The organism is Eisenibacter elegans DSM 3317, from assembly GCF_000430505.1.
GTDB classification, from domain to species: Bacteria; Bacteroidota; Bacteroidia; order Cytophagales; family Microscillaceae; genus Eisenibacter; species Eisenibacter elegans.
In genome coordinates this window covers 1-13,326 of sequence record NZ_AUMD01000001.1, presented here as the reverse complement: position 1 = coordinate 13,326, position 13,326 = coordinate 1, and the positions used below count along the sequence as shown (strand labels likewise).

Annotated in this window: 14 protein-coding genes and 1 rRNA gene; 9 read left to right on the top strand and 6 right to left on the bottom strand. The window is 45.6% G+C overall.

Going from position 1 to position 13,326, the window contains the following annotated elements:
* Positions 1-107: 107 nt before the first annotated feature.
* The 6 genes from G499_RS0100080 (at position 108) to dinB (ending at position 5,531) form a co-directional block, all read left to right on the top strand.
* A complete protein-coding gene (locus tag G499_RS0100080) occupies positions 108-509 on the top strand; it encodes a hypothetical protein (RefSeq protein ID WP_026998251.1) in 402 nt (133 codons plus the stop codon).
* Positions 510-755: 246 nt separating this feature from the next.
* Positions 756-1,478: a hypothetical protein gene (locus G499_RS0100075; RefSeq protein WP_154658253.1), complete on the top strand. Its 723-nt coding sequence runs from the start codon at positions 756-758 to the stop codon at positions 1,476-1,478.
* 347 nt (positions 1,479-1,825) lie between these two features.
* A complete protein-coding gene (locus G499_RS0100070; RefSeq protein ID WP_154658252.1) occupies positions 1,826-2,041 on the top strand; it encodes a hypothetical protein in 216 nt (71 codons plus the stop codon).
* Positions 2,042-2,216: 175 nt separating this feature from the next.
* Complete coding sequence (gene glmM, locus G499_RS0100065) at positions 2,217-3,614, top strand: phosphoglucosamine mutase (RefSeq protein ID WP_026998248.1); 1,398 nt, start codon at positions 2,217-2,219, stop codon at positions 3,612-3,614.
* A 16-nt stretch (positions 3,615-3,630) separates the two neighbouring features.
* Positions 3,631-4,413: a 5'/3'-nucleotidase SurE gene (gene surE / locus G499_RS0100060; protein WP_026998247.1), complete on the top strand. Its 783-nt coding sequence runs from the start codon at positions 3,631-3,633 to the stop codon at positions 4,411-4,413.
* A 32-nt stretch (positions 4,414-4,445) separates the two neighbouring features.
* Positions 4,446-5,531, top strand: a complete 1,086-nt coding sequence (dinB, locus tag G499_RS0100055) for a DNA polymerase IV (protein WP_026998246.1) — start codon at positions 4,446-4,448, stop codon at positions 5,529-5,531.
* On the opposite strand, the gene G499_RS0100050 is transcribed toward dinB, so the two are convergent.
* Both G499_RS0100050 and G499_RS0100045 read right to left on the bottom strand, forming a co-directional pair.
* Positions 5,528-5,962: a hypothetical protein gene (locus G499_RS0100050; RefSeq protein WP_026998245.1), complete on the bottom strand. Its 435-nt coding sequence runs from the start codon at positions 5,960-5,962 to the stop codon at positions 5,528-5,530. The two genes, dinB and G499_RS0100050, sit on opposite strands and share 4 nt — an antisense overlap.
* 231 nt (positions 5,963-6,193) lie before the next feature.
* A complete protein-coding gene (locus G499_RS0100045; RefSeq protein WP_026998244.1) occupies positions 6,194-6,640 on the bottom strand; it encodes an RrF2 family transcriptional regulator in 447 nt (148 codons plus the stop codon).
* 169 nt (positions 6,641-6,809) lie between these two features.
* Between G499_RS0100045 and G499_RS0100040 the strand changes: the two genes are divergently transcribed.
* A complete protein-coding gene (locus tag G499_RS0100040; RefSeq protein ID WP_154658251.1) occupies positions 6,810-8,750 on the top strand; it encodes a hypothetical protein in 1,941 nt (646 codons plus the stop codon).
* Positions 8,751-8,796: 46 nt separating this feature from the next.
* Positions 8,797-9,003: a SpoIIE family protein phosphatase gene (locus G499_RS0100035; protein WP_026998242.1), complete on the top strand. Its 207-nt coding sequence runs from the start codon at positions 8,797-8,799 to the stop codon at positions 9,001-9,003.
* A gap of 7 nt (positions 9,004-9,010) precedes the next feature.
* On the opposite strand, the gene G499_RS18150 is transcribed toward G499_RS0100035, so the two are convergent.
* Together G499_RS18150 and G499_RS18145 are read right to left on the bottom strand one after the other, a co-directional pair.
* The gene (locus G499_RS18150; protein ID WP_051295779.1) at positions 9,011-9,622 is read right to left on the bottom strand and encodes a Tll0287-like domain-containing protein; all 612 of its coding nucleotides are present in this window, start codon (positions 9,620-9,622) and stop codon (positions 9,011-9,013) included.
* Between the two features lie 68 nt (positions 9,623-9,690).
* Positions 9,691-10,362 carry a class I SAM-dependent methyltransferase gene (locus G499_RS18145; RefSeq protein ID WP_051295778.1) on the bottom strand — a complete coding sequence of 224 codons (672 nt, stop codon included), beginning with the start codon at positions 10,360-10,362 and terminating at the stop codon, positions 9,691-9,693.
* Positions 10,363-10,606: 244 nt separating this feature from the next.
* Here G499_RS18145 and G499_RS0100015 point away from each other — a divergent pair, with 244 nt between their 5' ends.
* Entirely contained in the window at positions 10,607-11,755 is a 1,149-nt protein-coding gene (locus G499_RS0100015; protein WP_161627657.1) for a porin, read from the top strand.
* A 127-nt stretch (positions 11,756-11,882) separates the two neighbouring features.
* Here the strand turns inward: G499_RS0100015 and G499_RS18140 are convergent, their stop codons facing one another.
* The gene (locus tag G499_RS18140) at positions 11,883-12,590 is read right to left on the bottom strand and encodes a DUF547 domain-containing protein (RefSeq protein WP_161627656.1); all 708 of its coding nucleotides are present in this window, start codon (positions 12,588-12,590) and stop codon (positions 11,883-11,885) included.
* Between the two features lie 583 nt (positions 12,591-13,173).
* Positions 13,174-13,286 (bottom strand): 5S ribosomal RNA (gene rrf, locus G499_RS0100005).
* Between the last annotated feature and the right edge of the window lie 40 nt (positions 13,287-13,326).

Sequence of the window (13,326 nt, the reverse complement as noted above, 5' to 3'; positions counted from 1 at the left end):
ATTTTTTGTGGGACTATTTTTTAGAAAAACTTACCTTAACCCATTTTATTGGCACTTATTGCCTATCTTGCTAATGGTATTTTTGATTATCACAAAATTTTTGAGTTATGGTAGTTTACGAAAGTCAGTACTCCATTTTTGATTGGGATGAGGCAAACAGCATCTTCTCACATATTTTTAAGCCAGGAAGTGAGTACCTTACCAACTCGCTTTTCAAAGAAGAAATGCAACAATATGTGGCTTTATTTACAAAGCACAAGCCTCTACGCGCTATTGTGAACAACAAGGAAATGCGCTTTGCCATCCCGCCGGATGTGCAAGAGTGGCACGCCCAAAATGTTTTTCCTCAATGTATTGAGGCCGGTGTAAAAAAAGCCGCCATCCTCGTAACAGAAGATATTTTTGCCCAAGTTTCTATCGAACAACTGATGGAAGAAGAAGCCTCCGGAGCCTTTCAGGTACAATACTTTGAAAACGAAAAGCTAGCACGTCAATGGTTGACAGCATAATCATACTGCTTCAACAATAGGAAAAGCCTATGGCTGGTATTTCAGACGCTTACCCGCCATAGGCTTTCTTTATTTTATACCAAGATTCGCAAGATTTGGGTATTTACAGGATTTGATTTTCTTGATATGCCCAGATTTGCACTGCATATATTGCCCCAACTAGTTTTGTTTGGGTATCAAAGCATCACAACATCTATACACTTACCTTGTCCTTTTTCTTTCCAATAATTAAACCCGCTTTCACTCATGACGCACAGAACAATGTACGAGGCTTGGCTCGAAATGCCCTCCGATGTACACACTCGCACTGATGCCACGCCCATCGATTGGGCTCCCCTCCCCGAAACAACCATTTTGGACGGTGAATATGTGATTCGCGAAGCCCGAAATACCCCCGAAGAACTGGCTCAAGCCGCCGAGGTATATGCCAGCGGCTTTCCGGCCTTGCGAGGTTGTGATTTCGAACTACTTTTTAGGCCTGAAGGCTTCCCTATTTTTTTGGGCGAAGGTGCTGCCTTCAACAAAGGTAACAACTTTATGTTGGTCGTTGAGCATGTAGCCACCCAAAAGCTGGCTTGCTGCCTTATCAGCAGTTTGGCCAAAATGTTGCGCCGTGGGGAGCACCTCGTCATCGCCAGCCACGTAGACCATCAAGAAAAGGGCCTGGGGCGTGAAATATTGCGTGCATCTGACCAACTCTTCGAACGCAGTGGCGTAGAGATGGCCTTCGGGTGGTGTGCGGCAATGCATACCGTAACCCAAACTATCTTGATAGAAATGGGCTATACTCCTCGTGCAGTTATCCCGGGGCTGTATCGCCTCTGGGCTGGAGGCGACCAATATCGCCGCACTGTTGAGGTGTTTATGCAAAAGTTCTTTGGCGAAGCCGAGAAAATGTGTACCCAAGAGCTGCATCTACTGCCTGAAGTAGAGAAACTACTCGTGCGCTGGCGGCAGGATGTACTCTAACTTTTTTTCAGGTTGACTTTGCGCCACTGGACATTTTTCAAACCCCACAGTTAAAACTGTGGGCTTAGTCTCATTTTACCCCAAAAATGAGGCCTCTAAAATCTCTCATTGCCTGAAGCTAAAGCTTTGGGCAATTTTTATAAAACACTCAGAGGTGCCTAACTTCCTGATTGTATCCTGTTTAGTTGGCTTGCGCAACCTCAAACCAATATTTATCCTGCCAGTTTTTTGTCTGAGGTTAAGGGAATGGCTATTTTTGCAAAGCAAACTATTCTGTAGTTTGTAACGTTTTACATACAAAACAGGGGACTAACTCCTGTCTGTTTTGAAACCAAACCCTTTGTTATATGTTAATGACTATCGGATTGGCCATAGGCATCATGCTTATGTTTGCTGTAATGCTCAATATCGGGCTAATATTTAGAAACAAACCCCTAACTGGTACTTGCGCCTCTAAGAGCGCCGTTTTGCTCGAAAACGGCATCACCTGCGGTGTTTGTGGCAAAGAAGTAGGCACCTGTGAGACAGAACTACCATCGACCAAAAAAAATACAGGCAACTAACGGCGGTCAAACCTTTCGCAAAAGGTAGGCCTTCAGGTTGGCAGCTGAGTAGTATATATGTTAAGCTCCAACCAATCACTGTTGGCCAAGCCTGTTTCAGTTACGATTTTGGAAATCATTTTGGCCTTATTTCCAATGAAACCCGCCAAAGTAGATTTTCCCAACAACACCCCATATGACCCTAATCAAATCAATCTCTGGTATTCGTGGTACTATCGGCGGTCGCCCTGGCGACACCCTCTCCCCCTTGGATATAGTCAAGTTTACGGCAGCCTATGGGCAGTGGCTCTGCGCCCAGCCCTCCGCCTCCAAGGCCGTGGTAATAGGCCGCGATGCGCGCCTCTCGGGGCCGATGGTCAGCCAGTTGGTAGCCGCTACCCTTCAAGCACTTGGCATTGATGTGATAGACCTAGGTCTTTCGACCACTCCTACGGTAGAGATGGCCGTGGTGGCTCACCAAGCCGGTGGCGGTATCATCATTACGGCCAGCCACAACCCCGCACAATGGAACGCCCTCAAACTGCTCAATGCCAAAGGAGAGTTTATTTCGGCTGCCGAAGGTGCCGCTATTGTAGCCAGCGCCGAGGCCGAAGATTTCGACTTTGTAGAAGTAAAGCAGCTCGGCAAATATACTACTGACGAGGCTGCGTTGGAGGCGCATATAGCGCAAATACTGGCGCTACCCTTGGTAGATGTAGAAGCTATCAAGAAAGCTAACTTTAGCATCATTGTCGATGGGGTCAACTCTAGCGGCGGCATTGCTATCCCTCAGCTACTCAAGGCTCTAGGTGTGAAAAAGATACAAGAACTATATTGTGAGCCTACTGGTCATTTCCCACACAACCCGGAGCCTCTACCCGAACATCTCTCAGACATTGCCGGCGAGATGCAGCGCGGCAATTATGACCTCGGTATTGTCGTAGATCCAGATGTAGATCGTTTGGCGCTTGTTTGTCAAGACGGCAGCCTGTTTGGAGAAGAATATACACTGGTGGCCATCGCCGACTATGTGCTCCAACATACTCCCGGAGCCACGGTTTCGAACCTATCCTCTACCCAGGCCCTGCGTGATATCACCGAAAAAGCCGGCCAGCCCTATTACAGCGCTGCTGTGGGCGAGGTCAATGTAGTGGCGAAGATGAAAGAGGTTGAGGCGGTCATTGGTGGTGAAGGTAACGGAGGGGTTATCTATCCTGCACTACACTATGGCCGCGATGCCTTAGTAGGTGTGGCGCTGATGTTGAGTTATATGGCTCGCAGCAACAAATCAGCGGCTATGTTGCGTAGCCAATACCCCAAATATGTCATCGTCAAGAATAAAATCACCCTTGGCGAAGAGGTAGACCTCGATCAGTTGCTGGCACAACTCCAAGAAAAATACAAGCAACAACCCATCAATACCATCGACGGGCTCAAAATCCATTTTGATACTGCGTGGATACATCTCCGCCGCTCCAATACCGAGCCTATCGTACGGATTTATGCCGAAGCCGAGTCCCCTACTCCGGCCAATGCACTCATCAACAAGCTGATGGCAGATGTAAAAGAAATATTGGATACTTCTAACAAATAGCCTACGGGTAGACTTTATGGCAAAAACTCCACTAATTTTAATTTCTAATGATGATGGTATCACTTCTAAGGGTATACGTACCTTGGTAGAAGTAATGCGTGAGCTGGGTCAGGTCATTGTGGTAGCTCCCAATAGCCCCCAATCAGGCAAAGGCCACGCCATTACCATTGGCAATGCACTTCGTTTAGATGAGTCTGATATTTTTGCAGAGTATGGTGTAATTGCTTACGAATGCTCAGGAACTCCGGCCGATTGCATCAAATTGGCCAAACATCATATCTTTGGCGACCGTGTTCCTGACTTAGTCGTCAGCGGAGTCAATCACGGGAGCAACAGCTCTATCAGTGTATTGTATTCGGGCACGATGTCTGCCGCCATCGAAGCTGCCATCGAAGGCCTTCCGGCAATAGGTTTTTCGCTTTGCGATTATGGCCACGATGCCGAATTTTCGCACGCCCGCCCCTACATCAAACAAATTGCACAGCAAGCCCTAGAGCGGGGTATTCCCAAAGGCATCGCCTTGAATGTCAACATTCCGGCATTGAGCGATGAGCCTATCAAAGGAGTGAAAATATGCCGCCAAACCAAGGGGCGCTGGGGTGAGGAATTTGACGAGCGGGTAGACCCCTATGGCCGTCGTTACTATTGGTTGACAGGTCGCTTCCTCAACGAAGACAAAGGTAGTGATACCGATGAGTTTGCCCTCAGTCAGAACTACGTCTCTGTCGTGCCTTGTCAGTTTGATATGACTGCCTACCACAGCTTCAGCATTCTCAATGAGTGGAATATGAAGGGGTAAATTGCTGTTTTTGAGAATAATAGCCAAGCCTAGTGCGCAAAATCATACATATTGATATGGATGCCTTTTTTGCGGCAGTCGAGCAGCGCGATAATCCCGCGCTGCGAGGCTTGCCTGTGGCTGTAGGTGGCTCCCGTAAGCGGGGAGTAGTGGCCGCAGCCAGTTATGAGGCGCGCGCCTTTGGGGTCTTTTCGGCTATGCCTACCCAGACAGCTCTGCGCAAATGCCCCCAACTGGTAATAGTACCCACTCGCTTTGAGGTTTATCGGCTGGTATCTGCCCAAATCAAACAAATATTCTTAGCCTATACCGACTTGGTAGAGCCGCTCTCTCTTGATGAAGCATACTTGGATGTAAGCCAGTATTGCGCCCAACAACAATGTACTGCCACAGCTGTAGCGGCTGAAATCAAGGAACAAATTCAACAAAAAACTGGACTGACAGCCTCTGCCGGGGTGTCTTACAATAAATTTTTGGCCAAAATCGCCTCTGATTATCGTAAACCCAATGGTCTCTTCGTTATTACGCCCAAGGCAGCTCCAGAGTTTTTGGCAAACTTGCCCGTACACAAATTCCACGGCATAGGCAAGGCTACCGCTACCAAAATGGCTGTCTTAGGCATTCATACAGGAGCCGATATTTGCACCCAACCCCTCGAAAAAATGGTGCAATTATTTGGTAAAGCAGGGCGCAACTACTATCACCTTGCCCACGGGGTAGACGACAGGCCAGTAAACCCTGAGCGCATCCGCAAATCAATCGGGACAGAGCGAACTTTTGAAGCCGACCTCTATCAAGAGGCCGAAATCCTTCAGACTATCAGCAAACTAAGTGGTTTGTTGGGCGAACAAGTGGCTGCCAAACAACTCTGCGGCCATACGTTGACACTCAAGGTAAGGTTTACAGATTTTGTGCAAATCACACGCAGCCAGACTTTCCAACAACCGCTTTCTGATAACAATGCGCTCTTTCAAGCGGCTGCGCAGCTCGTACCGCGTATCCCCAATCGTGGCGTAGGGATTAGGCTTTTGGGCTTACAGGTTTCTAATTTTGAAGCCTCTCCCCAAAAAGCCCCTTGCTTGACAACATTTCACGGGCAACTTCAGCTGTTTGGCTAAATAGCCTTGGCTAGTTGGGCCGCATTGAGCCAATTTTCGGCCTGTTGTATCGTAACAAAGCGCGCCTCTTGAAAGTTGATATTGCTCTTAGCCGCCTTTTGCTCGGCTTGTTCATATACCTTATCAGCCGTTACTTGGCTGAACACATTTTCGTTTTCGACTACTGCCACACACCGCAATCCAAGCTGGAATAGCTTCGGGAATACTTCTCCAGCGATATAATTTTGCCCTTCTTGGTTAATGATTTCCATCTGACGATGGTCTGCCAAAGCCTTTGTGAACTTTTTGGTTTCTACCAATTTGAGCGTCGCGGTCATCAACTGCTTCCATTTGTCGAGATTGAGAAAGCCCTTAGGAGCGATTACATAATAGTCTTTGTCGGTGTCGTGATACAACTCTCCGAAAGTTTGTTGGAAATAATAAGCGCGCATAGAATTAGGGGTTTAAAAAATAGCGATAGAAAAAATAGTGTGCCTTGAATATAACCCCCAAGTTGGCTTGAATGTTTAAACACAATGTTTGTTTTCCGAATAACGCTGCTACTCCACCCAACCCATATCAGACCTCTGGACAGTTTCAGAAAATAGCGCAAAGCAGGAGCTTTACCCACCAATACTGAAAACACCCAAAGATCTGTCAAAATTTCCTATTTTTCAGCAAGCCTAGTCCTCGGTATTGGTATCTAGTGGCATATCAGGTTGGTTGAGCATATCCTGTAAATTAGTGTTTTCGAGCACACTGAGGTTAGCGTCCCGTATCTGTATCATCACTTGCCTCAGGCGACAAGCGTGTTCATCGGGGCAGTCATCACAGTGTTCGTAGTAATTGAGCGACACACAAGGTGTGGGCGCAATAGGGCCGTCAACTAATCGGATGATTTGTGCCAAATTAATCTCTTGGGGAGATTGACGTAGGTAATACCCCCCTCCCTTACCTTTTTTACTCGAAAGTATACCGGCATTTTTGAGCTCTAATAAGATAATTTCCAAAAACTTTTTCGGCATACTTTCTTTTTCAGAAATTGCCGAAATCAGCAATGGCCCTTGGCCATAGGCATCTGCCAATACGAGTAGGGCTTTTATAGCGTATTTAGCTTTTTTTGAGAGCATAAAACTTTGGTTGGTAAGCGCGTTCTTATTAACTTACAAAAAACGGTATTTTTGGGTAAAAACCGAGAGGTGTTGTAAGTTTTTGAGCTTCAAAGTACAACACAGGCCAAACAATAGACGAATAAATAGGCGCTTGCTCAGGACAAACCACCCTATTAGATAAATGCTTATGATGAGGAATTTAGGCAGCTTTTGGCAAAAACTCCTGTATTTGTGCCTCTTGAGCAGTGGGTTGACTGCTCAGACCTCCCTTAGTGAAGATTGGCTTAGGGCTTTGGCGCGTGAGGTATACCCCGACCATGCTGCTGTTTTCCAGCGCTTTGAGAAAGAAACACAAGCACTTGATAGTACAGCTCTACACCAGCATTTGAAATACTTTGCGGATAAAATCCCACAAAATCCATTTTGGACTAACCGCGTGCAGGCCTATTTTTTGATTATACACCTCAGCAAAAAATATAAATTCACTGCTCTAGCCGAAGAAGCTCTTCATTTAGCACACCAAGAGGCCTCCCAAGCTCAACACCTATATTGGAAAGCCAGATGTTTTCAACAACAAATAGATTGGTATAAGACCTATTATCAATATGACCAAGCACTAAACAAATGTTTTGAGGCAATACATTTACTCCATAACAGCCCTTATCAGGCTTTATTGGCTCAGCTACACTATGAGGCCGGAGGCTTATTGTATGACAGCCAAAATTACCAACAAGCAAAAAAGCACTTTCTGCAAGTCTGTAGTATACCTATAGACAGCCTGCCCTCTCGTGTGTATATCAATACCTTCAATAGTATTGGGATGACTTTTCGTCATCAGGGCAAGACCTCAAGCAGCCTCGCTCAAGATTCTGCACTTTATTTTTTTAGGCAAGCGCTACAAATTGCTTTACAAAAAAACGATAGTACTTGGATAGGGATTTTGAGCGGCAATATGGGAAGTGTGTTCTTGTCTCAAGGTAATTATCCAGAGGCTATCACAGCGCTGAAAACAGATCTTTACCTCAGTATGAAAGCATCCGAGTGGCAAAGTGCCAGCAATGCCGCCGTTATGCTCTCAGAGACCTATATGGCCATGAGGGATTTCAAGAAGGCTAAAATCTATCTTGACAGCGCTTGGGCATTGCAACAACGAAAATTACCTGCACATTTCAATGTCCCCAAGCGATATGCTGAATATTATGCCAAAATAGGTGATTATGCTGCGGCTTACCGCTGGACGCGCCAGTGGATGCAGCTAGAAGACTCCATCCGCACTTTCCAACAAAAACTTGCGCTAGCCAATATCCAAACAGCTTTTGGCGTAGCCAAACAACAACTCGAAATAGAAAGTCTCCAGCAAGAGCAAGCGTTGAACAAGGCTCAGATAGAGCGCTGGTATTTCTTGAGCATTGGCAGCATTGCCATCATAGGCTTGTTATCGGCCTTGTTGTCAATTTTGTACAACAACTATCAATACAAAAAACGTACTTATATACTTTTGCAAGAAAAGCAACAAGAAATATTGGCTCAAAACGAAGCCCTACACCAACAACAGGCCAAGATATTGAACCAACAAGAGGCTATTGAACAAAGCAACCAACAACTCCAAGAACAACACCAACAAATAAGACATAGTATACAAGCCGCCAAAGCGATTCAACAAGCAATCTTGCCCGAAACACACAAGGCTAGCCTCTTACTTGGGGACTTTTTCGTCATCAATCGGCCTAAAGATGTGGTTTCTGGAGATTTTTATTGGCTACACAAGCTCGGCGATACCACCCTCTTGGCTGTGGCTGATTGTACCGGTCACGGTATCCCTGGAGCTTTTATGACACTCATAGGCCATACCCTACTCGACAAAATTGTACAGATGGGGCGTATTGCCAATCCGGCGGAGGTTCTTGATTGTATGCATTATGAGATTCAGGCCTTGCTCAAGCAACCTGAAAGCCGCAACAATAGCGGGATGGATATCGCCGTGGTGGCTATCCAACCCATAGACAATACTAGGGTACAACTTCAGTTTTCTGGTGCCAAACTCAGCCTACACACCCTCAACAAGCGTAATGGTGAGTTAATCACTTTTAGAGGTACACGCAAATCTGTTGGGGGGGAGGCAAAATGAACGTAAGAAGTTCGAATGTCAAACCATTGTCTTGCCCAAAGGCAGTATGTGCTATCTGGGTACCGACGGCCTTCCCGACCAAAACGACCAAAAACGTAAGCGTTTGGGTGAAGCCGCACTGCTTTACCTAATGCAGCAATATCACACATATCCGCCTGATAAACAAGCCCAGGCCATCATCTCTCTCTTAGAGCATCACGCTGCTGATACCCTCCAAAGGGACGATATCTTATGGCTTGGCTGGCGTTGTTAGTGCTTGATTATCTCTTAAAGCTGATTTTCCAAGCTCCCCGCAGTTCTCCTAAGCGATAGCCCGTGGCAAGATCTTCGGGGTATTTTTGCTGAATGGCTACACGTGTATCCACATCCATATCTTCTGCCCCTCCGTGGCATTTGAGACAGGTGGGCATCCCAATCAGAATCGGTTTGTATACCGTTACCGTTTGTGTGGCATAGTGTATCTTCATTTCAAGGGTTTCTCCTTCAGGAAGCTGTTGCCAAGCCTGTAATATTTCCAGCTCTGCTGCGTTGGGTTTGTCTACCGGATTGCGATAATGTGCTGAAATACGGGCTACTTCTGCCCCATAAATACCCGAAAGCGAGTCTTTGATAACTAGGGCATTGGTATGGCAAAAATCAATCGCATATGGTATCCCGCCCTCATCAATGGCCTTGGAGAGTGCTTGTATGAGCCTTTTTTGTGCTGCCAAGGCAATGGTATCTGCTTTTGTAAGGTACTCCAAATCACTCAGGGTCGAATCTATGGGGGAAGCCTGCGTTCCAGCCTGTTGTTTATCGGTTGTGGTCGATTGGCAAGCCGGCAAAAGTATGATCATTGTACATACAAGCAGACAGTAGTATTTGATATTCATAGGAATGTGTAGTGTTAGGCTGATGACAAAGGCCTCTGGCTATTCTTACCTTGAGGCTTATGTAAATATTATTTCTTACGCACCTTGAGCATATACTGATACGGAAGGGTTGTTTCGTCTAAACTGACCAACTCAAACCCAGCAAGGGTCAGCTCTTCGAGTACCTGCTGAGGAGATAACTTGAGCCTATCTGGTGGGCCGTGGGGCAAATCTCCCCGCTTGAAATCAACCACTACTACCTCTCCTGCTTTTCTTAGGCCCTTGGCCACTTCCTCAAAATAGGCCGTTCGGCGCTCGATATGGTGATACACATTGACCATAAAAAGCAAATCAACCTCAGCTTGGGTTAGTGGTGCTCGCTCATAGGCGGCTTTTCGGGTATGGATTTGAGGCAATTGCTCTTGTTGGGAACGCACAGCAATATAGTCCAAAAACTGTTGGTTTACATCAGCAGCGATGACGGTCTTTGCGCCAGCTTTGGCAGCCAGTACGGCAAAATACCCTGTACCTGCCCCCAAATCCATAACCGTTTTTCCCTTCAGCTTTCCCAAAAAACTGATGACCGCTTCAGGCTTTTGCCAAGCACGGCGCTCAGGGCTTTCAAAACGCTGTACCAATGCCTCAAACTCGGTTTGGTGCATATACTGATTGGCTTCCCCTTGATGGTGCTTGTGTTCTTGTGCAAATGAGTAGGCGCTGTTACAAAATACTAGCAAAAACAATAAGAAGGTTGATTTCATCACGGTCATTGGCTTAGGGTGAAATAGGTTCGAATATACTGGAGCTGCGGTACTTGCATCAGCTATGCAAGAGAGCTTGTTTTCAAATATAATACAAACAGTAATTTTTGTGTGTGAGCTTTATCACAAGTTGAAAAAAAACCAGCTTTTGCGTAAATTTGCGGCCATTTTTTCCTGAAAATCAATGAGAAAGCTCTTGTGTGTTCTGATAAGCGGGTTGTTACTAGGCTTATCTTCTTCTATCGTGCTTGCGCAAACTGAATCTGATCAAGCTCCTTTGCTCGATATGCGCCAAGGTTTGAGCATTAGGCGTGACTCTACCTTTTTAATCAATTTTCGTTTCCGGATGCAAAACCGCTTTGGTTATTTCGACCAACTAGACAGCGAGCCTATTGGCGGCTTTGATGCCCGCGTGCGCCGTCTGCGGTTACGTATCGACGGGTTTTTGGGCTCTCCCAAGCTGGCCTATTACATTCAACTTTCATTTTCGAGAGCTGACCAAGATTTGGTAGATGGCGAAATAGCTCAAGTCATTCGTGATGCGATGGTTTATTATTTTTTTACCGATAATTTCTACTTAGGATTTGGTCAAAGCAAGCTGCCCGGCAACCGCCAACGGGTGATTTCATCAGGCAATTTACAGATGCCTGACCGCTCAGTAGCCAACCAGTTTTTTAACCTCGATCGTGATTTTGGGGTTTTTATTTACAAAAATATCCCTCTCGGAAAACAATGGTGGCAGTTGCGCGGAGTAGTAAGCAGTGGCGAAGGTCGTAACGCCCTTGGTACAGATATTGGACTGGCCTATAGCGCACGCCTAGAATGGTTGCCACTGGGTCAGTTTGCCAACTTGGGAGATTATAGCGAAGGAGATCTGGCAAGAGAGCCACACCCAAAGCTCTCTGTGGGCACTTCGTATAGCTTCAACCACCGTACTACCCGCAGCGGTGGACAGATAGGTCGCAGTTTCGACACTCCCATCGACCTACAGACCTATATTGCCGATATGATGTTCAAATACCGAGGATGGTCGCTTTTGGGAGAGTATTTTTACCGACAGTGGGAGTTAAGCTCTGGCTTTGAGTTGCCTACAGAAGACTACCGCCGCCGTGTACCTTCTGGGCATGCCTACAATTGGCAGCTAGGTCGTATGATTGGGAAAAAACACGAGCTGAGTATCCGCTATACAGCCATTCATCCCGAAAACCCAGATTTTCAGCCTTTTTATCAAACCAAAGCACTTGCACACAGCTACTACCTGCGCTCCCACCGCATCAAAGCCCAAACTTATGTCGGACTAGATGACCGTATCAACCCCCAAACACAAGAAGGGCTGCCTTATATTTACAAAAACCGACTACTTGTCATGTTTCAACTAGAGTTAGGTATCTAAACAATTGTTTTATACCAAGATGTGCTTGATTTCAGCATTCACAGGGTTTGATTTTCTTGATGCCCAAAGATTTTCAGCACACATTTCCCCAAGCAATTCTGTTTGGGCATTATTTCCATTGTGTATCTTATTGGCTATCGGCAAAGTTGTCCAACTCCAAAGAAAAATCATACTCCTTGAATCGAAGTTTAGGCCGTTTGCCCTCGGGAATAACTTGCTCATCCATCAAAATCTGCCGGATACCGGCTCTACCACCAAAATCTGCCTGAAACCACAAAAATAGCTTCGGAATCCAGACCGTATTCGTATTGGTGTCATAAACACATTCCTGTTTGAGATAAGAAGCCGTTGCCCAATCAAGTTGCTTGTCGATGATTTCTGCCTTGTAAAAAGCAATCGGAGGGCAACTCTTCGCCCCGCAGTTGAGCGCAAAATGAATCCGCCAATCCAATTTTTCTACCTTAAACTCCCTCTCAAATTTGGATGGAAACCATTTGCTCAGATACCCTAAGCTCAGCTTTACTTTGGAGCATCGCAACACCCCATGTTCTATATCATCGAGGCTTAGGGCATAGCCTGCTACTGCAACTTGCTTGATACCAAAATAACGTGATTTATGTTGATATTGTGTGCTATCTATTTGCAAAGATAGTTGTACATGCGCATTGTATAGATTAATCCAAAAAGCCTTTCGTTTGGCATCATCAGCTAATTGGGTTTTAAGCTGCTCAGGCGATGCGTTCTTCAACTGTATGAGATGCTCCCTACAGTCTTCGAAAGTACGGGCATCATAGAGGAGTTCCTGTGAGAGGGCTAAATAATTTGTTGTGTCCACAATTGGCAACTTAGTAGTCATCACATCTCGAACATGTTGTTGGACATTGAATGTATTAAAAAAATACAGCACCGCAGTGAGATACCCATAAGTCAAGGCTTGAAACATACTATTATATTGATGTAATACTTAATTTTTCATATTTTTATTAACGAAAAAAATTACTATTATCAAGTGATTTTAAATAGCGGTGCGTGTACCTAATATCCTAAAGGGATGAAGTATTCATAGCACATTAGGGTTTTCATTGAGTGTAAGACCCTTACGGGGGCGTATGTCTTGTACATCATTTGGCTATAAACATCAGCCTCTACAAAGTCGATTAATGGGGTAGCCTTGATACAGAGTGCTGATTTTCTTGGAGTCTGCCCTTTGGAGTCCGATATCACCCCCTGTACTAGCATCATTCACACACGGATGTCCCTGAATCATATATACACAATACATAAAGTCAAAATAGCATAAAACCAAAACAAGAAAACATCGCAAATAGTTTGGCAAGCCCCCCTTCCGGTTTCTCTTGGGAGTTGAACACAAAAAAGCCTCTCAGATTTGACTCTAAGAGGCTTTTGTGATAATAGTTATCCGGCATCGACCTACTCTTCCACGTTTGACCGCAGTACCATCGGCGCTAAGGGGCTTAACGACTCTGTTCGGAATGGATAAGAGGTGTTCACCCTTGCCATTAACACCGTTTAACTTCCTTTATTGACAACATCAAGCAAACAAAACAACA